At 42.2% G+C, this 21,973-nt stretch carries 20 protein-coding genes; 12 read left to right on the top strand and 8 right to left on the bottom strand.

Annotated features, from left to right (window positions below; genetic code table 11):
* Positions 1–3 precede the first annotated feature (3 nt).
* Positions 4–1,275, top strand: coding sequence for an ABC transporter permease (locus tag QUB80_RS13460; RefSeq protein ID WP_289790018.1), 1,272 nt, complete (start codon positions 4–6; stop codon positions 1,273–1,275).
* A gap of 1 nt (position 1,276) precedes the next feature.
* The gene (locus QUB80_RS13455; protein WP_289790017.1) at positions 1,277–1,951 is read left to right on the top strand and encodes an ABC transporter ATP-binding protein; all 675 of its coding nucleotides are present in this window, start codon (positions 1,277–1,279) and stop codon (positions 1,949–1,951) included.
* Positions 1,952–1,971: 20 nt separating this feature from the next.
* Here QUB80_RS13455 and QUB80_RS13450 read toward each other — a convergent pair whose 3' ends face one another.
* The 4 genes from QUB80_RS13450 to glyA all read right to left on the bottom strand — a co-directional run bounded on the left by QUB80_RS13450 (position 1,972) and on the right by glyA (position 5,349).
* Positions 1,972–2,394 (bottom strand): type II toxin-antitoxin system VapC family toxin, encoded by a 423-nt coding sequence (locus QUB80_RS13450; protein WP_289790016.1) that lies wholly within the window; start codon positions 2,392–2,394, stop codon positions 1,972–1,974.
* Entirely contained in the window at positions 2,381–2,641 is a 261-nt protein-coding gene (locus tag QUB80_RS13445; RefSeq protein ID WP_289790015.1) for a ribbon-helix-helix domain-containing protein, read from the bottom strand. The genes QUB80_RS13450 and QUB80_RS13445 overlap by 14 nt, the downstream gene beginning before the upstream one ends.
* Before the next feature lie 48 nt (positions 2,642–2,689).
* Positions 2,690–3,937 carry a competence/damage-inducible protein A gene (locus QUB80_RS13440; RefSeq protein ID WP_289790014.1) on the bottom strand — a complete coding sequence of 416 codons (1,248 nt, stop codon included), beginning with the start codon at positions 3,935–3,937 and terminating at the stop codon, positions 2,690–2,692.
* 128 nt (positions 3,938–4,065) lie between these two features.
* Entirely contained in the window at positions 4,066–5,349 is a 1,284-nt protein-coding gene (gene glyA, locus QUB80_RS13435) for a serine hydroxymethyltransferase (protein WP_289790013.1), read from the bottom strand.
* Positions 5,350–5,926: 577 nt separating this feature from the next.
* Between glyA and QUB80_RS13430 the strand changes: the two genes are divergently transcribed.
* Positions 5,927–6,124 (top strand): hypothetical protein, encoded by a 198-nt coding sequence (locus QUB80_RS13430; protein ID WP_289790012.1) that lies wholly within the window; start codon positions 5,927–5,929, stop codon positions 6,122–6,124.
* Positions 6,125–6,211: 87 nt separating this feature from the next.
* On the top strand, positions 6,212–6,691 hold the full coding sequence (locus tag QUB80_RS13425; protein WP_289790011.1) for a Tic20 family protein: 480 nt from the start codon (positions 6,212–6,214) through the stop codon (positions 6,689–6,691).
* Here QUB80_RS13425 and QUB80_RS13420 read toward each other — a convergent pair.
* Positions 6,680–7,468: a fumarylacetoacetate hydrolase family protein gene (locus QUB80_RS13420; protein WP_289790010.1), complete on the bottom strand. Its 789-nt coding sequence runs from the start codon at positions 7,466–7,468 to the stop codon at positions 6,680–6,682. The two genes, QUB80_RS13425 and QUB80_RS13420, sit on opposite strands and share 12 nt — an antisense overlap.
* Positions 7,469–7,701: 233 nt before the next feature.
* Between QUB80_RS13420 and rpsF the strand changes: the two genes are divergently transcribed.
* Together rpsF and QUB80_RS13410 are read left to right on the top strand one after the other, a co-directional pair.
* Positions 7,702–8,022 carry a 30S ribosomal protein S6 gene (rpsF, locus tag QUB80_RS13415; protein WP_289790009.1) on the top strand — a complete coding sequence of 107 codons (321 nt, stop codon included), beginning with the start codon at positions 7,702–7,704 and terminating at the stop codon, positions 8,020–8,022.
* A gap of 208 nt (positions 8,023–8,230) precedes the next feature.
* On the top strand, positions 8,231–8,761 hold the full coding sequence (locus QUB80_RS13410; protein WP_289790008.1) for an Npun_F5560 family protein: 531 nt from the start codon (positions 8,231–8,233) through the stop codon (positions 8,759–8,761).
* Positions 8,762–8,988: 227 nt separating this feature from the next.
* Here the strand turns inward: QUB80_RS13410 and QUB80_RS13405 are convergent, their stop codons facing one another.
* On the bottom strand, positions 8,989–9,333 hold the full coding sequence (locus QUB80_RS13405) for an STAS domain-containing protein (protein ID WP_289790007.1): 345 nt from the start codon (positions 9,331–9,333) through the stop codon (positions 8,989–8,991).
* Positions 9,334–10,017: 684 nt separating this feature from the next.
* Here QUB80_RS13405 and QUB80_RS13400 point away from each other — a divergent pair.
* Positions 10,018–10,647, top strand: a complete 630-nt coding sequence (locus QUB80_RS13400; RefSeq protein ID WP_289790006.1) for a DedA family protein — start codon at positions 10,018–10,020, stop codon at positions 10,645–10,647.
* 149 nt (positions 10,648–10,796) lie between these two features.
* Here QUB80_RS13400 and QUB80_RS13395 read toward each other — a convergent pair whose 3' ends face one another.
* Entirely contained in the window at positions 10,797–11,999 is a 1,203-nt protein-coding gene (locus tag QUB80_RS13395) for an argininosuccinate synthase (protein ID WP_289790005.1), read from the bottom strand.
* Positions 12,000–12,491: 492 nt separating this feature from the next.
* Positions 12,492–14,666 (bottom strand): PhoX family protein, encoded by a 2,175-nt coding sequence (locus tag QUB80_RS13390; protein WP_289790004.1) that lies wholly within the window; start codon positions 14,664–14,666, stop codon positions 12,492–12,494.
* A 788-nt stretch (positions 14,667–15,454) separates the two neighbouring features.
* On the opposite strand from QUB80_RS13390, the gene QUB80_RS13385 reads away from it, so the two are divergent.
* From QUB80_RS13385 to recG, 5 genes are all read left to right on the top strand, one after another.
* A complete protein-coding gene (locus QUB80_RS13385) occupies positions 15,455–16,414 on the top strand; it encodes a glycosyltransferase family 2 protein (protein ID WP_289790003.1) in 960 nt (319 codons plus the stop codon).
* A 267-nt stretch (positions 16,415–16,681) separates the two neighbouring features.
* Positions 16,682–17,476 (top strand): 30S ribosomal protein S2, encoded by a 795-nt coding sequence (gene rpsB / locus QUB80_RS13380; protein ID WP_289790002.1) that lies wholly within the window; start codon positions 16,682–16,684, stop codon positions 17,474–17,476.
* 122 nt (positions 17,477–17,598) lie between these two features.
* Positions 17,599–18,258: a translation elongation factor Ts gene (gene tsf, locus QUB80_RS13375; protein ID WP_289790001.1), complete on the top strand. Its 660-nt coding sequence runs from the start codon at positions 17,599–17,601 to the stop codon at positions 18,256–18,258.
* Positions 18,259–18,445: 187 nt separating this feature from the next.
* The gene (locus tag QUB80_RS13370; protein WP_289790000.1) at positions 18,446–19,372 is read left to right on the top strand and encodes a hypothetical protein; all 927 of its coding nucleotides are present in this window, start codon (positions 18,446–18,448) and stop codon (positions 19,370–19,372) included.
* A 6-nt stretch (positions 19,373–19,378) separates the two neighbouring features.
* Complete coding sequence (gene recG / locus QUB80_RS13365; protein WP_289789999.1) at positions 19,379–21,916, top strand: ATP-dependent DNA helicase RecG; 2,538 nt, start codon at positions 19,379–19,381, stop codon at positions 21,914–21,916.
* Positions 21,917–21,973: the final 57 nt, after the last annotated feature.

Raw genomic sequence — 21,973 nt, 5'->3', positions numbered from 1 at the left:
GTTATGCTTAAGGGTTTTTACATAAAAAAGAGTACCCGTACAGTTTCATTCCTAGAAATCTTGTCAATGGCTGCGGAGGCACTGTGGAGTAACAAATTACGCACAGGATTAACTATGCTAGGCGTAATTATTGGTATTTCCTCTGTTATTGCGATTACTTCTGTTGGTCAAGGTGTGCAAAAAGGAGTTGAACAACAAATACAAGCATTGGGTACAGATGTTTTGCAAGTCTTAGCTGGTGCTGCTAGAAGCGGATATATCAGTCAAGGACTTGGTTCAACTAGTACTTTGACTTGGGAAGATGCTCAGGCGATCGCCCAGCAAGCACCATCTGCTCAGATTGTCTCTGCTTACTTACAGCGAAATGCACAAGTTGTCTATGGTGGACAGAATACATCAACAACAATTTACGGCACAGATTTGAACTACCCAGAAGTAAGAAATGTCTACCCGCAAACAGGCAGATTTTTTACTCAAGAAGAACTTGATAGTGCCACGCAAGTTGCTGTTCTTGGCCCGACAGTGCAGAGAACACTTTTTGGAGAAGGTGGTAATGCTCTGAGTCAGAAAATCCGGATTCGGGGAGAAGCTTACGAAGTGATCGGGGTAATGGAGCCTAAGGGTTCTCAGGGGCCTATGGATAGAGATGACCAAATTTACATTCCCCTCACCAGTATGTCACGGAGATTAGTTGGTAATAATGCTTTAGCAGGTGTTTCCGTCAGTGGAATTTTAATTAAAGCCAGCAATCAAGAGCAGTTAGAGGCTGCTCAGTTTCAGGTAACCAATCTCTTACGTCTGCGACACAATATTTATCCACCAGCAGTTGATGATTTCCGGTTAACGAATCAAGCTGATATTGTCAATACTTTTACTAATGTTGTGGGTTTATTTACGGTGATGGTGGTAGCGATCGCCGGGATTTCATTGTTAGTTGGGGGAATTGGAATCGCCAATATTATGCTAGTTTCCGTTGTCGAACGAACGCGGGAAATTGGCATTCGCAAAGCAGTAGGAGCAACTTATGGAGCCATTCTCAATCAATTTTTAGCAGAAGCGATCGTCATTTCTACCGTTGGAGGAGGCATTGGCATGGGAGCGGGTATTCTCATTGCCGCCACCGCCGCAACTATCTTTAAGTTTCCGTTTGTCGTTTCTCCCTTGTCAGTCATTGCCGGGTTTGGACTTTCATTCATAGTTGGGTTATTGGCTGGGGTGATCCCTGCACGCAACGCCGCCAAACTAGATCCAATTGCCGCTTTGCGGAGCGACTAATATGACAACAATGATTTGGATGGAATCTATCACCAAAACCTACCGCTTAGGAGAAGTGGATGTCCCAGTACTCAAGGGAATTGATTTATCTATTGAGGAAGGGGAGTACGTTGCCATTATGGGTATGTCGGGTTCCGGTAAATCCACTCTCATGAATATTATTGGCTGCCTTGACCGTCCGACAACAGGGCATTACGTCCTTGAGGGCAGAAACTTGACTACGTTTGATGATGATGAGTTAGCGTATATCCGCAATCAACGCATCGGCTTTGTATTCCAACAATTTAATCTTTTGTCGCGGGCGACGGCATTAGATAACGTGATGCTACCGATGGTTTATGCCAATGTACCAAAACCACAACGCCGCCAAAGAGCAATTGAAGCCTTAACTAAGGTAGGTTTAGGCGATCGCATCAATAACCGCCCCAGCCAACTGTCGGGCGGGCAACAACAACGGGTTGCCATTGCTCGCGCTTTGGTAAATCGACCGGCTTTAGTCTTAGCAGATGAGCCAACAGGAGCTTTAGACACCACAACTTCCCACGAAGTTATGCAATTGTTGACAGAATTGAACAATCAAGGAATCACAATTGTGATTGTGACTCACGAACCAGATATAGCTGCCCAAACAAAACGGACTATTCGTGTTCAGGATGGTTTAGTTGTAGCTGGATAGTAGCGATCGCCCTCCACTCCTCAACCATCCAACAACATCAAATTTTCAAACGGATACTGATTCTTCCAACGGTAAGCGTTAAAATCTCTAAAATCTACCGATAAAATTCTTCCATGCCCCAAATGCTCTGCTAAAACCACCAGCGAAGCATCGGCAAGATCCATTGGCAAGTCTGCATATTGTTCCATCAGTTCGCAAATGCGTCTGCCATGATGGGGTTGTAAATCAAAAACTGTAATTACTTCTAAAGATAAGTTATTTATGAAACTTACTTGAGCATGGTTGCCCATCGTAGTGAGGAGTAAGTAGCAAGTTTCAGTAACGACAGCCCAAGTTGTAATTAAAGGTTCATTTACATTGGCAAGTATCGCTATTGCCTGAGTGTGATACCGATCGCTTCGATTTGCCAAAGCTAACCAAAACCCCGTATCAACTATAACCATATTTGGTTTTCAAGCTATCTTTCAAAATTGACTTGTAGTTTACAGATAAATTTGGTTCTGCCTCTCCACAACCAATAAAACCAGTTTCTATTAGCAATTTATGAGGGTTCTGTTGCTGGTGCTGAAGCTTTTGATAGTATAAGTCAATAGCAGACTTAATCACATCGGTAACTGCCTGATTGGTTTGCTGTTTAATACAGGCTAGTTTGCGAGCAGACTCTTCATCTAATCGGGCATTAATTCGCATTGTCTTTTTTACCTGTCATACTAATGTATGACAAGTTTACCATATTTATTACCTCGTCAACAACTTCCGTCGCAGCAAATCCAATGCTGTACAAGCACTCAAATGCCGGACAAACGACCGACTCCGCCCAGTACCAAAGCGATATTCAATACTCTCCACGCTATTTGGCCCTGCTAAACCGATGTATACTAAACCCACTGGCTTAGTCTCTATTCCACCAGTCGGCCCAGCAATACCAGTGATGCTCAATCCCCAAGAAGTACCTAAGCGCGATCGTACTCCCAATGCCATTTGCTCTGCCACGGTAGCACTTACCGCCCCAAATTTTACTAAGTCTTCTGGATTAACCTCTAAAAGCCTCTCTTTTACCGAGTTGTCATAAGAAATTATCCCGCCCCAAAAGTAATCAGAGCTACCAGATACTTCTGTCAACATCTGTCCCAGTCCACCACCTGTGCAGGATTCTGCCACAGAAAGCGTTTCTCCTGTCTTCCGTAAACTATGACCAACTACGGAAGCAAGTGTGTCATCATCAGCACCATAATAATTCAGTCCGGCAATTTCTATGAGTTGTTTTTCTACAGGAGCAATTAACGCTTGCGCCTCAGTTTCCGAAGCAGCTTTGGCAGATACTCGGAGCTTGACTTCTCCCTTGCTGGCATAGGGTGCAACCGTTGGATTGGGCAATTTAAGATAAGCTGAGACTTTTTCTGCTAAGGCAGATTCACCAATGCCCCAAAACTTTAACATCCGACTGTAGATGATTTCCTTGCCCCAACCCTGGCTTTTCAGATAAGGTACTGCTGTTTCTTCCCACATTCTTTGCATTTCACTCGGTACACCAGGGAAGGTAAAAATAGTCAATTTAGAATCTGGCTGCCAAATTATACCCGGTGCCGTGCCAGTGGGATTAGGTAAAATTTTTGCTCCTTGGGGTATCAAAGCTTGCTTACGGTTGCTAGGAGTCATTTGGCGTCCGCGCTGGGCAAATTTCCGAGCAATGTCCTCAATAATTTCTGGGCATTCTACTAAGGGGACACCAAAAAAATCGGCGATGGTTTCGCAGGTGAGATCATCAGGTGTAGGGCCAAGTCCACCAGTAAAAATTAAAATTTCTGCTCTTTGACTAGCAATTTCAATAACCTGCTTTAGCCTTTGGGGGTTGTCTCCTACTACTGTTTGATAATAGTGAGGAATGCCTAATTTTGCTAATTCAATTGCCAAATATTGAGAATTACTGTTGAGTATATTTCCTAGTAGCAGTTCAGTGCCAACACAAATAATTTCTGCACTCATGAGATTGGGGAATAGGGATTAATTGGCGGGAGTGCTTCCCAATTCAGGTAATGTTCGGTACCAAAGTTGATAGATTTTTGTTCTCAGGGTTAGCTAATGGCTCATAGCCATTAGCTACTAGCTATCCCTTATGCTAAAGCTGGTACAGAACTTTCCAGATGTGTGTACAAGGGGAAGCGATCGCACAAAGCTGCCACGCGTCGGCGACAATCTTCGCTGATTGCTTCAGAATCTGGATTTAACAGGCGATCGGCAATAATATTACCAATTTCGGTAAATTCTGCAACTCCCATACCCCGTGTTGTCATTGCCGGAGAACCCAGCCTTAAACCGCTAGTTACAAATGGCGACTCTGGATCGAAAGGAACAGTATTTTTGTTAGTCGTGACATTCACATCACTCAAAAACTGTTCTGCCTTCTTGCCTGTCAATCCAATAGTACGTAAATCCACTAGCATCAAATGATTGTCAGTTCCATTTGATACGAGCTTAAAACCACGTTTTTGCAACTGTGCAGCCAAAGCGCGAGCATTTTCAATGACTTGGGCAGAATAAGTCTTAAATTCTGGCTTGAGGGCTTCTCCAAAAGATACTGCTTTAGCTGCGATCACGTGTTCAAGAGGCCCTCCTTGGGTTCCGGGGAAAACAGCTTTATCCAATTTTTTACCCAATTCTGGGTCACGAGTCATGATTAAACCACCCCTGGGGCCACGTAAAGTTTTATGAGTAGTTGTTGTTACTACATCACAATAAGGCAGGGGATTGGGATGCAAACCGCTAGCAACCAAACCAGCAATGTGAGCAATATCTGCTAGTAAGTATGCACCAATTTCATCAGCGATACTGCGGAATTTTTCAAAATCAATAATTCGAGGATAAGCAGAATAACCACAAATCAGCAGCTTAGGACGCTCCCTTAGCGCCAGCTCCCGAATTTGGTCATAGTTTAATTGTTCTGTTTCTTGATTGACACCGTAATGAACAACTTTGAACCACTTACCAGAGACGTTCACTGGTGAACCGTGGGTAAGATGTCCACCATGAGACAAGTCCATGCCCATAATTTTGTCCCCTGGTTCTAGTAGTGTCAAAAACACCGCAAAATTTGCCTGTGCGCCAGAATGGGGTTGAACATTGGCATGAGCAGCACCAAACAATTGTTTGATTCGGTCAATTGCTATCTGTTCAATTTGGTCTATGAATTCGCAACCGCCATAGTAACGTTTACCGGGTAATCCCTCGGCATATTTATTTGTCAGCACTGAACCCTGTGCAGCCAGTACAGCAGCAGAGGTAAAATTTTCACTAGCAATCAACTCCAAATGATCGCGTTGACGCTTTAGTTCTTTGTTAATTAACTCCGCAACGATAGGATCGGAGGAAGTCAGAAAATCTGAATGTTTGAGAGTCACTTTCAGTTATCCTTGGGTCAATTTGCACAATAGTTGGTGTAAGGTACAAGGCAGCAGCGTATATATTCGAGTCCATAGTCAAGAGTCCACGTCAAAAGTCTAGGCTTCAATGTTTTTTTGATTGTTGACAATTGACTGATGAATTTTGATATTTATTTGTCTTGACTGAACTGAATTACCAGACGCAAGCTCGATAAGTGCGTTAATAATCATAACGCTCTTTTCTTAATATCAAGTATGAACTATTTCTGATTGCAACTTGTTCTCGTGAATTTATGTATTGCTTTTTACTACAAATTTAAATATCCAACTTACAATGAATTTAAAGCCCACTTGGGTAATTATGCTTGGGTTGCTATCAAACAAAATTTTCCAAAGCAAGCAAAGTCAATTAACATAGCAACGGATGACATCGTAATTTTGACGGAGTCTTTGAATCCTCAGCCCTTACAAATCACCCAACTGCTATACAATTCATGAACTAGCTGTTTACAACAGACGAATCGCAAGCCACAGTCAAAATATCAGCCCAAGAGGAAATATGAGAAACAATTGAGGAACTATAAGGAGGGATTGGATGCTAGTGATTTTAATGGAGGATCAAATCCTTGCCCCTCACCAGGTTTGCCAATCTTGTTTACTCGCTGATAGTAGTGGTCAACCTCGGTGGCGTCAAGGTCAACTTCGCTGTGGTCATGTAGTCCGTAAAATTACTGAGCAGCAGCCAGACCAGTACGAGTGTCTGATGGGGTTCCGGATTGTTAATATTGAATGAACAGAACCTCCAAGATGTAACTAGTTACTTAACTGCGTTATTCTAGGTTCATGTAACTATTGCAGTTTGACCATAGGAGAACGCAATATGACTTGGCGCGGGTCTACAACGGTTAAAGATAGAATTTTTGCTAGCTTGCCTTATTTGTTGCCTTTGATTGGTGTACTTGGATTCGGTTTATATTTATTCCGACAATTTCCAGCACTACAAGTGTTGTTTATACCGCTTCAACCCGTACTAGTACTCTACGGTATTTTAGGGCCATATGGCGAACTGATTATTTTCTTTGCTCTATTTCTTTTAGTGGTTAGGAACGAAAAAATCAATCACTTTATTAGATTTAACACATTACAAGCCTTACTATTAAACATTATTGTGTATCTGTGTGGCATCATTGTGCGCCTTGTAGCGCTTCCTGGTTTAAGTTTTGCACTCCAAACGGTGGCAAGTACTATCTTTATCGGCATAGTAGTAGCAGTGGTTTATTCCATAGTTCAGTCGCTGTGGGGACGTTACGCAGAAATCCCCGCTATATCTGACGCAGTATATATGCAACTACCGCGCTAGTTTTTCACGAGCCACCACTTTATTTTCTAGGCGGCCTATGCCTTCAATTTCCACACGGACGCGATCGCCGATGGTTAACGGCCCAACTCCCACTGGTGTGCCGGTTAGCACTACATCTCCTGGTAAGAGTGTCATAACTTGACTAATATAAGACACCAGAAAATCTGGGGAAAAGACCATCTGGTCAATAGTAGCAGATTGTACGGGAGTGAAACTTTCATTTAAGAATGTTTGCAATCTGGCTCCTGGACTGACTTCACGGACGATCCACGGGCCTAAGGGACAGAAAGTATCAAATCCTTTAGCTCGTGTCCATTGCCCATCTTTTCTTTGTAAATCCCGCGCTGTGACATCATTGGCGATCGTGTAACCCCAAATTCTCGTTTGGGCTTCCTCTGTTGTGCAATCAACAGCGCGATCGCCGATTACCAAAGCCAATTCTCCTTCATAGTCGACTCTTTGTGATTGGTATGGATACTGAATTTCTGCCAGAGAAGCAATCACAGAAGTAGGCGGTTTAAAAAAAAGGAGTGGCTCAATTGGCACTTCACTTTCCATTTCTGCAGCATGCTCTGCATAATTTTTTCCTACCGCCACAATTTTTGAAGGAGCACAGGGAGCCAAGATTTGATAATCCTCTGGTTCCAATACCAAATCGGTGGGTTGACCTTGTAACCAAGGCGGAGCATCCAGAGCCTGCACTCTTAAGGAGAGTTGTAGCAACCCATAGTAAATCTGTCCTTCTTGATTTTGAACTCGCACATAGCGCTGCGCCATAACCTTGATTAATATCCTACTGTTTGAGATCAAATCACCTTTTAAAGTCAATAGTCTATAGTTCACAGTTTGTAAACTAATGACTAACTGAGCAGATTTAGTTAAGCGTTAAAATAGAAAGCTGGTAAAATTATAATTCCTTGTTGCTTTAGATGTTGATAGGTATTTGTATTAAAAAAGACATTGGATATCTGTTGACATTAGCAGCCATATTGTCCAAAAGGAGATGAATCGTGCAAATAATTTATGAAACAATGTACATTCTGCGCCCAGATTTGGGAGATGAGCAGGTAGAACAGGCTATTTCTAAATACGAAAACTTGATTCGAGAACAAGGAGCTGACAATATCCAAATTCAAAATCGCGGTAAGCGACGTTTAGCTTATGAAATTAATAGGCAACGGGATGGTATTTATATCCAAATGAATTACACTGCTCCTGGAAACATCATCGCTGTTTTAGAACGGGCTATGCGTTTGAGTGAAGAAGTAATCCGCTACTTGACTATTAAGCAAGAAGTGCAACAACCCCAAGCTCCTACAGAAGCCGCATAATTTAGGCTAGTGGTTAGTTGTTTGTTAGTAACTACTAACTACTAGCTATTAAAATTGTAAAAAAGTAAAAAAAATTGCTTTTCCCTACTTGCTGATTTCTCCGAGAATGCTAAATTAGCAAGTACTCGGAAGTATTTGCCTAAATTAACACTTCCGTGTTTTTACTTAAAACACATAAAAAGTTTTGACATGGGAGATAGTTGCCACTGTGAGCCAAAATGACACATCTACTATCCAAACGCTCTCTATAGAAGTATCGAAATTGCGCCAGGAATTGCAACTTCGCGATCAATTAGTACAACAGTTGTCTCAAGAACTCTTCCGACTAGTAAAGGGTAATACTAACTTTATGCCTCAAGCGGAAGTCTCAGAGCGTCATCAAAGCGAACTCCAAGCTTTACAGGAACAAATACAAGCAGTTGAGGAGCAGCTGACGTTCTACCAAGAGCAAATAGCAACTCGCGATGGCGAAATTTATCAGTTACGTCAGTCAGTGCAAGAACTAACTGATCGCAGCCGAATGTTAGAGCAAGTAGTACAGGAGTTACCTCAAATATATCGTCGTAAGTTTGAGGAGCGCATGGCTCCTGTTAGGGAAAAGGTAGTAATGCTACAACGAGAAAACCGCCAGTTGCAAGCAGAACTACAAAGTGTAAGTTATCGCCTAGCACTAAAAACTCGTACTGCCTCTCACAGTGGCATCGATCTGCCCAACTTTTCACGCCCGGTGTCTGGTTAAATTAGCTTAATATTTAGTATTACTAACCTGTACAGAATGCCTAGAAGTACTTCAGCTTAATTAGCATTTTGCACAGTATCTACCAGTAGCAAGGTATTAATATTTTTGGTTTTGAGTGGTACTTACAGACAAAATACCACTCTTTTAGCAATAAATAATAACTATAGCCTATGTCGCTCACCAGCTATAGCCATTATTTTTGCAATGAGTCTAGTTTTTATTGTTTGCTAGCAGCAGACTGCTTTTGCTGATGATTCTGGAATGTCTTCGTAAGTATTAACAATTTCAAATACTGAATCTAGCTGAGTAAGCTCTAAAATTAATCTGACAGGAGCTTGCACATTACAAAGTAGTAGACGACAACCACTTTGACGGGCGGCTTTTAACCCTTGAACCAATGAAACCAGCCCAGAACTATCCATGAAATCCACTTCGGCAAAGTCGATCACCCAGAGCTGATCCTGCTGGGGTAATACTCCAGCCATCTTTTCACTCAAAGCCATCCCACCGTGTAAGTCTATGCGTCCTTGGGGTTTGAACAAAATCACTTGATGTTCTGATGTTAGAGTCATGAACTTAACTGGGTAGTTGAAAGACTGAAACAAAAAAGCAGAAATTTGACACAAACACTGTTTCGCCTGCAAATACTCAACTTACTGCCTCATCCAAACTTTTTGGAATTCGCAGCTATGGACTTGCAAAGAGTGATATCAGTATTCATGCCGTATAATTTGTTTTAACTTTCCCCAATATAGGCATAAGCGCCCAAGAATTTTGGTAGCATCTGTATCTTTTAACAAATTTTTATAAAATTCCGAGCTATTTATAAAGTTTTTATAAAATAAGAAATATCTATGTTTCAGTATGTATAACTATGTGGTATACGATTACCACTAACATTATCCTAATGTTTGTTGTTAATAATACCAATTTTAAAAAAATTATGATAGAAATTTGTATAGTAAATCTATCTAGGATTGTATGAATTATTAAAATTTGGGTAAGTTAAAAAACAAATATTGTGTTGTGTACTAGTAATAATACTGAGTTTAATTAAAAAATTTTACCAAAATCAAGAACTCTGTTCAGTGAAAATATTCTGAATTGGGGGTTCTCAGTTTTTATTAACTTTACTTCCTATGCAGTTGCATAAAGTCGTAGTTGATCTCTAATCTCGTACATCTGGATTGACACATTAACTAGAAAGGAGACAAGATTATAGTAAAAGTAAAAATTTGTAAAGGCAGCGGTGCTGAATGTCTGTTGAATTCATCTCGCTAGAAAATATCCAAGCAATTGCCCATATGTATGGTTATTGGGCAGTTTTTTTGGGTATTTTATTAGAAAATTTGGGTATTCCCATTCCTGGTGAAACCGTAACATTAGTAGGCGGTTTCCTGGCTGGTAGCCACGAACTGAGTTACTGGCTAGTTCTAGGTGACGCGATCGCAGGAGCGGCGATCGGGGGAGTTTGCGGTTATTGGATTGGTAGAATTGGCGGCTGGCCTTTACTTGTAAGAGTTGGCAGCCTGTTTAGAATATCAGAAGTGCGACTTTTAAATATCAAAGAACAATTTAGTGAAAATGCGGCAAAAGCAGTGTTTTTTGGACGTTTCTTTGCCCTGTTGCGAATTTTTGCTGCTCCACTGGCTGGTATAGCTGAAATGCCATTCGGAAAATTTTTATTTTTTAACCTACTAGGAGCCAGCGTCTGGGCTAGTGTGATGGTAACGCTTGCTTTCTTTGCAGGCAGGATTATTTCCCTAGAACAATTAGTTGCTTGGGTAAGTCAATTTGCGATCGCTGCATTACTCATCCTTGTAGCTGTAATTGCGATCCCGATATGGTTAGAAGCTCGGCAAGAGCAACTGGGGGCAAAGGATTAGGGATTAGGAGAGTAGAGGAAGAACAGATGAGGGAGATAGGGAAGATGGAAAGGATGGGGAAGAATTTACTCTTATCACTTCCTCAACTCCCTCAACTCCCTCAACTCTTTGTCTCCGTGTCTTTGTGTCCCCGCGTCACCGTGTCATCCCTAGCCCCTTGTTTGCTGTGCCCAAATCCGAGTAGGCAAACCCCAAATGTAGATAAAACCTTCAGCTGCCTTATGATCAAATTGGTCTTCGGCTCCGTAAGTTGCCAAATCGGGAGTGTAAAGGGAGTTTTCGGAACGACGCGCAACAATAGTAGCGTTACCCTTAAATAACTTTACTCTCACAGTTCCAGACACTCGCTCTTGCGTTTTTTGAATAAACCCATCGAGGGCTGCTTTTAAGGGGCTATACCACAAACCGTTATAAATTAATTGGCTGTAAGTTTCTTCGATACCCCGTTTGTAGTGGGTAACATCTGCCGTTAAAGTTAGACTTTCTAAATCACGGTGCGTTTGTATTAAGACTACCATTGCGGGAGATTCGTAAATTTCCCGCGATTTAATTCCTACTAGACGATTTTCAATCATATCGATGCGTCCAACACCGTGATTTCCTGCGAAATGATTGAGTTGCTCGATGATCTGAATCGAGTCTTTGTGTTCGCCGTTGAGACTAGTAGGAATGCCTTTAGTAAAACCAATTTCGATGTATTCTGGCTCGTTTGGAGTGTCGGCGATCGCCTTAGTCATCTCATAAATTTCTTCTGGTGGCTCAAATGCCGGATCTTCCAGTACACCGGCTTCAATGCTCCGCCCTAGTAAATTTTTGTCAATGCTGTAGGGAGACGATTTTTTAACTAGTGCTGGGATGCCAAACTTTTCCCCGTAAGCAATAGTTTCCTCACGGCTCATTCCCCATTCTCTAGCTGGTGCTAGTATCTTCAGATTGGGATTGAGGGCAGCACAGGCAACATCGAAACGAACCTGATCGTTACCCTTACCAGTACAACCGTGAGCGATCGCATCAGCACCGTATTTTTCTGCGGTTTCTACTAGTGCCTTAGCAATTAGCGGACGAGCAAGGGCTGTTGCCAGGGGATAGCGATTTTCGTACAACGCATTGGCTTGAATAGCGCTAAAGGCATAATCTTTGATAAAAGTTTCTTTAACATCCACGATTAGAGATTCACTAGCACCAGATTTCAAGGCTTTTTCTCGAACTGATTCTAATTCGTCTCCTTGTCCCAAGTCTGCTGCCAGGGTAATCACTTCTTCTACACCCCACTCATGCTTGAGGTAGGGAATACATACAGATGTATCTACTCCGCCAGAATATGCCAGCACAACCTTTTTGGCACGACCCATCAGTTTCTCCAGTTAAAAAAGCAAAGAGTGAGTGATTATTATATACAATTCATCACTACATATTTTAGTCATCAATATAATTAGTAGTAATTTTTCCGAAAATCTATATACAATAACGCTAATAATTGAGTTTTGGATGATTGCAACCACTTATGAGCATCTATTAAATTTTCATCACAAAGTGCTTCTTTATATATAAAGCAAGGTGTAGAACCCTGACTTATTAAAGAATTCGGGTTTCTGGTTGAGACTGCAAAAGTTAAGCGATTAGCTATTTCTAAATAAGAAAATAGCACTGTTGTTTTTAGATTAAAATTTAGCTTTGTATGTATTCACAAAGGCAAAAATATAATTCTTTTTAGAAAAGAAGAATTAAAAAATGCAAAAAAACCGTAGAGTTCTAAAAATAAATCTCTACGGTATGTCACTGGCTTGAAAAAAGCGATCGCAAAACAAATCTACACTTTGACGTTAGTTTTCTAAGAAAAACGGTTACAGTCCACCAATGATGCCGCCGTCTTTGCGTGTAATCACAACTGTTGAAGAACGCGGGCGTCCGGACGGGCCGTATCCTTGACTATGGGGCCAGTTACTGAACTGTGTGGGATTTGAGGCTACTGCACCATCGCCGGGGTGCTGAATATTAACAAACATAGTTTTACCATCGGGTGTAGTGATTACACCAGTTACCTCACAGTTCGTTGGGCTAGTCAAAAAACGTCTGATCTGTCTAGTGTTGGGATCAGCACACATCATCACATTACCACCGATATTTTTCCAATCACCTAGACCATCACCCTCCTGATCAGTCTGTATCCAGAGGCGGCCGAAGTCGTCGAACCACAGACCATCCGGAGCACCAAAGTCGTCACCATTAATATTACCGACAAGGTTTGGCTCAGAAGCGAGTTTATCACCACACTCAACGAAAAGATCCCAAGTAAAGGTAGTGGCTTTAACAGTACGCCCATCTTCACGCCAGCGAATGATGTGACCGTAACGGTTGTCGGGACGAGGGTTGGCAGCATCGACTGGAGGACGGGCGCTGCCTGCATTTGTTGTGCCATCAGGCTTGTTAGAAGAGGCTGGAGTAGTTCCGCGACGATTATTGTTTGTCAAAGTGCAGTAGACTTCAATCTCCTGGTATCCGCCAATTCGTGGACGCACAGCAACCCACTCTGGTCGATCCATCATCGTTGCACCAACTCTATCTGCTGCTTGCCGTGTCTTGACAAGTACTTCTGCTTGGCTTCTAAATCCGTTCTCAGGTGTCAACCCACCTTGACCATATACCAAAGGAAGCCACTCGCCAGTACCATTATCCTTAAACTTAGCAACGTATAAGATACCGTGGTCAAGCATATCGCTGTTGTCAGCGCGATTATAAGGATTTAAAGGTCTGGCGCAAACAAACTTATAGATATACTCGTTGCGCTCATCGTCGCCCATATAGAAAGCCACATGGTTATTGTCATCCACAACAACCTGAGCGCTCTCGTGCTTGAAGCGACCAAGGGCGGTACGTTTCACTGGTGTACTTTGCGGGCTGTAGGGATCGATTTCAACTACCCAACCGAACAAATGGGGTTCAAGCGGATTTGTGCTGGCATCGAAGCGTGGATCAACTTCATGCCATCGATAACCAAATCCTGTTTTCGAGATGCCGTAGCGTTTCTGTCCCATCAAAATATCAGACTTCTCAACTCCCGGAATCAAAACTACATCTTCAGTAGGGTTAGCAAAGTAACCGTTCCAGTTTTCTTCACAGGTTAGGTAGGTACCCCAAGGAGTATAGCCGTGGGCGCAGTTATTGAGGGTACCGTATGCTGTGTAGGCATTGTTTTGTATACCGGTGTCAACCGAACCATTCGGCGTGAGTAAGAACTTCTTTGATTTCAAAAGAGCATCACCTGCTGCCGGGCCGGAAACGTACATCTCTGTATTGGCGGTGATGCGGCGACCATAGGGCGAATTACGGTTAACTTTCCAGCTATTGCTAGTCTTGGCTATCTCTACAACAGATACGCCGTGAGCAGCTTGAGACTTGCGTACCTTCTCAATCGTGACTTGCGATCCAGGTAGCCCCAACTGGGGTGCAGTCTCTGTTGCTGGAACGAAGGTTAGACCATCAGAATGAAGGATTTCCTCATGGGTATATTCATGGTTTACACATAGAAGTCCACGATTTGATGTCCGCTTCCGGCCAAAAAAACTGCGTTCTCGAAGTGGGAAGTAGTGCATTCCATCAGTATGCATACCAAACTGCTTTTCCTGTGCCGCAGCATTTTGTGATGCATCTGATCGCCAGTTTGGCGCGCCAGGCATAATCGGGTCGCCCCAGGCGACAAGTACTTCGACTTTGTAACCTTCAGGAACACTAACAAGATCCTTTTCTAGAAGTCCTGTAGCTGGGTTGTTCAGATTCGGTGGGATACTCTTGAAACCAATGCCACCAAATCCTGTTCCTGGTGGAATTGGCGCTGCCTCAACACTGTGGAGGAAGCCACCAATGGAAACCTCACCCATGACGGTAAGTACCGATGTACTCGCCGCCGTAATAATGAACCGCCGACGGCTCATGCTGAAACGTTCAATTACATCACGGATTGATTCGTTGCCGGATGGATTGATGGTCACATCATTTTTAGGATGAAGGGAACCTTTCATTCTGAATACTCCATTTAGGTAGGATTGAAAAATTTGCTATTTATTTTCTGGGGGAAAGACTATGTAAAAAAATTTGGAGATATGAATTTTTTAGCATCTATCGACAAAGCCTGGTATCAATCACTGAATCCTGAAATCATCTAATTTCAACGTTTAATTATTGGTCTACCAATTCATGTCGAAACAACAAATAGAAAATCTTTTGTAGATGTGTTACCTATAAATTTCAAAGATTCGACGTATCTTTGAAGCTTACTAATATCCATTAAGCCAATTTTAAATTCAGCTTTATAAATTCAAGAATTTAAAAAATAACTTAAATGTGATATCAGAATCTAAGCTAGCTTTACCTACTGCTTAATTTTTGGTTAGCAATTCATAAAACCAAGCAATAGTTTTATGCCAAGAAAGAAGAATTTAATTATTGACAAACTATAATTTAATCAACAAATATTAAGAATAGATTATGTAGTGGTTAATTAAAGATAATTTAGATGATTAAAAATAGATTATTTAATTATTAAGTAAATATTAAACTGAACTGTTTACTATAAAAAGTTGCAATATAGATAAAAAAATAGAAAAATTTATATGTAAAAACTAAAAACAATATTTCAAAATTGAAAAATATATGAATTATTTATAATTTTCCAAACAATCAGGTTTTATGTTTTATGTATTGGTCAGGATTTGTTCTCATCACCACTGATTAATTTTGGTTTGATAAGCAAAGTTAAAAGTATTTAGTAAAGGAACAGCGTTTGTGTCTTGGTTGTCCTATCTTAGAAGTGGGCAATAGTGTTGTGAGTGAGACTGTGTTTTTAAGCGTTGTTATTCCTACGTACAATCGCAAGCCGATTTTGCAAAAGTGTCTCAAAGCATTGGAGACACAACAGTTGAGTGTATCCAGTTCAGTAAGTGATTATGAAGTTGTCTTAGTAGATGACGGCTCCACTGATGGCACATTGGAGTGGTTAGCAGAACACAAAGACGAGTTTCCTCACGTGCGAACCTTTCAGCAAGACCATCAAGGGCCTGCCGCCGCAAGGAATTTGGGGGTAGAGCAAGCACGGGGAGATATTATCATCTTTATAGATAGCGATTTGGTAGTCACAGAGAATTTTCTGCAAGCTCATGCTGATGCATTAGTGCAAGGACAAAAAAATTTGGGAAGCGATCGCTTCTTCACTTATGGTGCGGTGATTAATACTTGTAATTTTGACAATCCCAGCTCCGAACCATACAAAGTCACAGATTTTTCAGCAGCTTTTTTTGCAACAGGCAATGTAGCCATTCCTAAGCATTGGTTAGAAAAAGCTGGACTTTTTGATACTCGCTTTCAACTCTATGGCTGGGAAGACTTGGAATTAGGCGTAAGGCTCAAAAACCTGGGTTTGAAACTAATTAAATGTCCTGCTGCTGTTGGTTATCACTGGCATCCGCCCTTTAACTTAGAGCAAATTCCCCGTTTGATTGACAAAGAAATTCAGCGAGGACGCATGGGAGTTTTGTTTTATCAAAAGCACCCAACTTGGGAAGTGCGAATGATGATTCAAATGACTTGGTTACACCGCTTATTGTGGGGAATTCTCTCGTTGAACGGTACTTTGAACGAACGCACAATGGCTCCATTTTTGCGATGGTTGATTAATTTGGGTAAACCCCAACTGGCTTTAGAAATCGCTCGAATTTTTCTGAACTGGTATAACGTTAAAGGCGTTTATGAAGCTTATGCTCAACTCCGATAATAGCTAATTGCTAACAGAAGACTGGCAATGAACAATTAGCTATTAACAACTCAACTACTGTACGGGCGGGTTTTAACAAAACCTCTGTAAAATCAAAGAAATTATTTATATAAACCCGCCCCTACTAGAAATGACTATTTCCCATTATTAGCCACAAATATGCTACCCTAGTATGGTTCTTTAATCTCGCACATCTAGGATTTCGGGTGTTTCTGACCAAGAAATACGCCTAGATGGAGGTTTAACCCGAATCGGAGTTGAGAAAATATGCCAGTTGTTTCATTGGCTCAAATGATGGAGTCAGGGGTTCACTTTGGCCATCAAACCCGGAGATGGAACCCAAAAATGTCTCCTTACATCTACACCGCTCGCAACGGAGTACACATCATCGACTTGGTGCAGACTGCCCAGTTGATGGAAGAAGCATATACTTATATGCGATCGCAAGCTGAACAGGGCAAGAAGTTCCTTTTTGTTGGTACTAAGCGGCAAGCTGCTGGTATTATTGCCCAAGAAGCCTCTCGTTGTGGCGCTCATTATATTAACCAGCGTTGGTTGGGCGGAATGCTCACCAACTGGGCGACAATCAAAACGCGGGTAGACCGTCTTAAAGACTTAGAACGCCGGGAAGAAAGCGGTGCTCTTGACTTGTTGCCGAAAAAAGAAGCCTCTATGTTACGCCGGGAGTTGGCGAAGCTTCAGAAATACCTGGGCGGTATTAAAACCATGCGCAAAGTCCCAGATGTAGTCGTGATTGTAGACCAACGACGGGAATACAACGCAGTTCAAGAATGTATTAAATTGGGAATACCGATTGTATCCATGTTGGATACAAACTGCGATCCAGATGTTGTGGATATTCCAATTCCAGCAAACGACGACGCCATCCGCTCAATCAAGCTAATCGTCGGCAAATTGGCGGATGCAATTTATGAAGGGCGTCACGGTCAATTGGATGTAGAAGAGGAATACGAAGATTACGAAGGTGCTGAAGAAGATTACGATTACGAAGAAAGCGACTACACTGATTCGCTGATTCCCGACGACGAAGAAGAAGAGTAGTCAGTTATCAGTTACCAGTTACCAGTGAACAGCTACTATCTCAAAACTGTTTACTGTTAACTGAAAAATACTCAAAATCCGAGAGCAATTACAACTGTCAGTCAAGTAGGAATTGAGGCAAAATGGCGGAAATATCTGCAAAACTTGTCCAAGAGCTACGCCAAAAAACAGGCGCTGGCATGATGGACTGCAAAAAAGCGCTGAAAGAAAACGATGGTGATATGGCAAAAGCCGAAGAATGGCTGCGCAAAAAGGGTATTGCCAAAGCTGGGGCAAAAGCAGATCGCGTGGCAGCAGAAGGATTGATCGGCAGCTATATTCACACTGGCGGTAGAGTTGGTGTGCTAGTTGAAGTAAACTGTGAGACTGACTTCGTTGCTCGCCGCGAGGAGTTTCAAACTCTGGTGCGGAACGTGGCTATGCAGGTAGCGGCTTGTCCGAATGTCGAGTATGTGAAAGTAGAAGACATTCCACCTGATGTTGTCGCCAAGGAAAAAGAAATTGAAATGGGGCGAGACGACTTGGGTAACAAACCTGAGGCTGTTAAAGAAAAAATTGTTCAGGGCAGAATTGAAAAGCGTCTGAAGGAATTGACTTTGCTAGATCAGCCTTATATTCGCGACCAAAGTATCACTGTAGATGAACTAGTTAAACAAGCGATCGCTCAACTGGGTGAAAACATCCAAGTACGTCGCTTCGTTCGCTTCGTTCTTGGTGAAGGAATTGAAAAGCAAGAAACTAACTTTGCTGAAGAAGTAGCTGCACAAATGGGTGGCAAATAATTTCAGTTGCTAGTTGTTGCTACCTCAGTAATTAATTGAAAGACAGGTCAAGCTATTATGGTTGGCCTGTCTTTCGTTAACTGTAAATCTAACCAACATCTAAAATCCTTTAGTATAGTGAAGCTAACAATGTAAGTGTACATTTGTACCAAATTATTCTGGTTCAAATGGGCAATAATGAGAAGATATGGCAAGACCAATTGAGCGGATAGAGCGGGATATTGCAGTCTTAGAAGAGGCGATAGCCGCGATCGCAAAAGAACTCCAAACTGCTTATGCCAGTTATCTAACCAGCTTGGGTAAAGCTTTACAACAGCAACTAATTCTGGCTAGCTATCATCTGTGTACTCAAGGGTATCCTGAAAAATTTTTGAAATTAAGCTTGAGTAAGCGGCAAAATTTACAACAAGGCATTCGTAATTTGGGTAAACAGGCAACTGAGCAGTTAATAACTTTAACTCAAAATGAGCATGAGCAACCACAGCCACAGGAAGAACAAGAAGATATAAAAGCAGGAGAAACAACACAAGCACAGGAATTTGAAGAAGTAGAGGAATTTGAAGAAGTAGAGAAAATAGAGGAAGATAGTGTTGCTGATACCCTCTTTTTAGAAGCAGTCTCTGCTGGTACCATAGTCTCAAAAACTCTTATGACGCCAAATACCTCTAATCCAGTAGAACTGATGAAATGGCAACAGTATCTGGAGAGATCTACCCAAGATACCCTCAAAAGAGTTTCTCGTGAGGCCAATCTTTTGTTACAAAAAGCGGGGATTTTACCTAAGAAATTGCCCGAACCAATATTGGAAGCGGCTGTGGCGGTATCAGAAGCTTCTGCCGAAGTTGTACCAGGGCCGCCCAACCTTTTAAACTTAGTGATAGAAATTGAAAGTGAAAAGCAGTCAGAAGAAACGAGTCTGACACAGATTATGGCTATTAACCTGCGGCTGGGGGAAATTGAATTTGCCGACACAAAAGTTTCGTCTGAGCGCAAACAGATCCGCAGTATAATTGCTCAACTCAACAAAATTGGGCTGGACTATCAAAAAAAACAGCGAGAGCGATCAATAGCTGAAGCTGAAGCAGCATGGCGTGCTAGTTGGTTTGATGATTAATGACTAATGACTACTGATAAACCAGATTGGATACGATTGCAAAAAGCCTTAGCGATAGAAGCAGAACAAGGCTTTACTGATTTAGTAGGCAAACAATATCGCTTTAGTGAGTTTCTCACCCTCACTTTCGGCAAATTCCCAACAGCCTTACCAAGCACTGAGCGTCTGCGCTGGCAAGAACTAGCGACTCAGTTTGCTAGCTATCCCAATCTGGAACTAGAAAGTAGGCAAAGCTTAGTCGCAAATACTCGCAGGTATCTATATCAACTGCAACAGCAGGAAGAGGACGCGGGGAGGTGGGGAGGTGAGGAGGCGGGGAATTTTCTTTCCGCGTCTGCGGGTTTAAATGTCTTTGCGTCTTCACAAGCGTCACCCCGTTTTCCCCTCTCCGCGCCTTCTTCCAAATCTCAAATTGTTGCTGAAGTTAGTCGCACTCTTGCCCCAAAACTTGAGCAAAAACTCAGGGATTTACCAGAAATTGGATTGAGAAAAGCTGAAAAATTAGCACGTCTCGGTTTATATACTGTGCGCGATTTGCTATTTTACTATCCCCGCGATCACATTGATTATGCCCGACAGGTGAATATCTACGAGTTGCAGGCGGGCGAGACGGTGACGATAGTGGCAAAAGTCAAGAGTTGTAATTGTTTTACTAGTCCCAAGAATAAAAAATTAACCATCTTGGAACTTTTGCTACGGGATAATACTGGTAAACTCAAAATTAGTCGTTTTTTCGCAGGTACGCGCTTTAGCAGTCGTGCTTGGCAAGAAAGTTTAAAACGTCGCTACCCAGTTGGTAGTATTGTGGCAGCGTGCGGTTTAGTGAAAGAAAGTAAATACGGTCTGACGCTGGAAGATCCAGAATTAGAAGTTTTGGCTCATCCAGGCGATACGATTGACTCATTAACTATCGGCCGGGTAGTGCCAATTTATGCTCTTACGGAAGGAGTAGGGGCAGATTTGGTGCGGCAGGCGGTAATTGCGGCTTTAGCTGCTGTGGTTCATCTCAAAGATCCTCTGCCTAGTGGGTTACGGGAAAAGTATGGGTTAATGGAATTAAAGGATGCGATCGGTAATATTCATTTCCCTCCAGACAGCGATACTCTCCAACCTGCCCGTCGCCGCTTAGTATTTGATGAGTTTTTCTATCTACAACTAGGTTTACTACAACGTCAGCATCGAGCAAAACAAATTCAAACTAATGCAATACTTGCTCCTCAAGGACAGCTATTAGAAAGATTTTACGAGATACTACCCTTTCAACTTACCAACGCTCAACAACGAGTCATCAACGATATTCTCACCGATTTGCAAAAATCAGTACCGATGAATCGTTTAGTACAAGGTGATGTTGGCTCCGGAAAAACAGTTGTGGCAGTAGTTGCTATTCTTGCAGCAATTCAATCCGGGTACCAAGCAGCACTAATGGCTCCTACAGAAGTATTAGCAGAACAGCACTACCGCAAGTTAGTAAGTTGGTTTAATTTACTGCATTTACCAGTAGAATTACTGACAGGCTCGACAAAAACTGTAAAAAGGCGAGAAATTCACGCTCAGTTGGAAACGGGAGAATTGCCTTTGTTAGTGGGGACTCATGCTCTAATTCAAAACCCCGTTAACTTTCAACGTTTGGGTTTGGTGGTAATTGATGAACAGCATCGGTTTGGTGTAGAACAACGGGCGCGATTGCAGCACAAAGGTGAGCAACCCCACGTCTTAACTATGACAGCCACACCCATCCCCCGGACACTGGCACTGACAATTCACGGGGACTTGGATGTGAGCCAGATTGATGAATTGCCACCAGGACGGCAAAAAATTCAAACAACAGTATTAACGAGTCAGCAACGCCAAAACGCTTACGATTTGATCCGTAGGGAAATTGCCCAGGGAAGGCAAGCTTATGTCATTTTGCCCCTAGTAGAAGAATCTGAAAAATTGGATTTGCGATCGGCAGTTGAAGAGCATAAAAAGCTACAAGAAAGTATCTTTCCAGAGTTTCGGGTGGGACTGCTCCACGGTCGGATGAGTTCAGCAGACAAGGACGAGGCGATTAATAAGTTTCGCGACAATGAAACTCAAATCTTGGTTTCTACAACAGTTGTCGAAGTTGGGGTTGACGTACCAAATGCTACCGTTATGCTCATAGAAAATGCGGAACGTTTTGGTTTGTCTCAATTACACCAATTACGAGGGCGTGTTGGTAGAGGTGCGGCTCAGTCTTACTGCTTGTTGATGAGCAGTTCTAGAAGTCCAGATGCACAGCAACGGCTGAAAGTATTGGAACAGTCCCAGGATGGCTTTTTTATTTCTGAAATGGATATGCGTTTTCGCGGCCCGGGTGAAGTGCTAGGAACTCGGCAATCTGGTGTGCCAGATTTTACGCTAGCGAGTTTAGTAGAAGATGAAGAAGTGTTAATTTTAGCGCGGCAAGCAGCAGAAAAAATTATACAAATAGATGCAACTATAGAACGTTGGTATTTAATGAAAGAAGAATTGAAATATCGGCATGAACGATTAATGGGTGGGGCGATTTTGACATAACAGATTATGACCACTGCTCTATTAAGGCATTGGTGAAATCACCCCTAAGTTATGAGA

The sequence above is a fragment of the Chlorogloeopsis sp. ULAP01 genome (assembly GCF_030381805.1).
Taxonomy (GTDB): domain Bacteria; phylum Cyanobacteriota; class Cyanobacteriia; order Cyanobacteriales; family Nostocaceae; genus Chlorogloeopsis.
Note: the sequence above shows the minus strand (reverse complement) of the source record. Positions and strands in the feature narration are given on the sequence as shown.

Excerpts from the sequence above, each read along its gene's own strand:
- QUB80_RS13370 (WP_289790000.1), top strand. The coding sequence starts at position 18,446 with ATGGCAAGACCAATTGAGCGGATAGAGCGGGATATTGCAGTCTTAGAA.
- QUB80_RS13460 (WP_289790018.1), top strand. The coding sequence starts at position 4 with ATGCTTAAGGGTTTTTACATAAAAAAGAGTACCCGTACAGTTTCATTC.
- QUB80_RS13390 (WP_289790004.1), bottom strand. The coding sequence starts at position 14,666 with ATGAAAGGTTCCCTTCATCCTAAAAATGATGTGACCATCAATCCATCC.
- QUB80_RS13400 (WP_289790006.1), top strand. The coding sequence starts at position 10,018 with ATGTCTGTTGAATTCATCTCGCTAGAAAATATCCAAGCAATTGCCCAT.
- recG (WP_289789999.1), top strand. The coding sequence starts at position 19,379 with ATGACTACTGATAAACCAGATTGGATACGATTGCAAAAAGCCTTAGCG.
- QUB80_RS13420 (WP_289790010.1), bottom strand. The coding sequence starts at position 7,468 with ATGGCGCAGCGCTATGTGCGAGTTCAAAATCAAGAAGGACAGATTTAC.
- QUB80_RS13440 (WP_289790014.1), bottom strand. The coding sequence starts at position 3,937 with ATGAGTGCAGAAATTATTTGTGTTGGCACTGAACTGCTACTAGGAAAT.
- tsf (WP_289790001.1), top strand. The coding sequence starts at position 17,599 with ATGGCGGAAATATCTGCAAAACTTGTCCAAGAGCTACGCCAAAAAACA.
- QUB80_RS13430 (WP_289790012.1), top strand. The coding sequence starts at position 5,927 with ATGCTAGTGATTTTAATGGAGGATCAAATCCTTGCCCCTCACCAGGTT.
- QUB80_RS13455 (WP_289790017.1), top strand. The coding sequence starts at position 1,277 with ATGACAACAATGATTTGGATGGAATCTATCACCAAAACCTACCGCTTA.
- rpsB (WP_289790002.1), top strand. The coding sequence starts at position 16,682 with ATGCCAGTTGTTTCATTGGCTCAAATGATGGAGTCAGGGGTTCACTTT.
- QUB80_RS13445 (WP_289790015.1), bottom strand. The coding sequence starts at position 2,641 with ATGCGAATTAATGCCCGATTAGATGAAGAGTCTGCTCGCAAACTAGCC.
- QUB80_RS13425 (WP_289790011.1), top strand. The coding sequence starts at position 6,212 with ATGACTTGGCGCGGGTCTACAACGGTTAAAGATAGAATTTTTGCTAGC.
- QUB80_RS13405 (WP_289790007.1), bottom strand. The coding sequence starts at position 9,333 with ATGACTCTAACATCAGAACATCAAGTGATTTTGTTCAAACCCCAAGGA.
- QUB80_RS13450 (WP_289790016.1), bottom strand. The coding sequence starts at position 2,394 with ATGGTTATAGTTGATACGGGGTTTTGGTTAGCTTTGGCAAATCGAAGC.
- QUB80_RS13395 (WP_289790005.1), bottom strand. The coding sequence starts at position 11,999 with ATGGGTCGTGCCAAAAAGGTTGTGCTGGCATATTCTGGCGGAGTAGAT.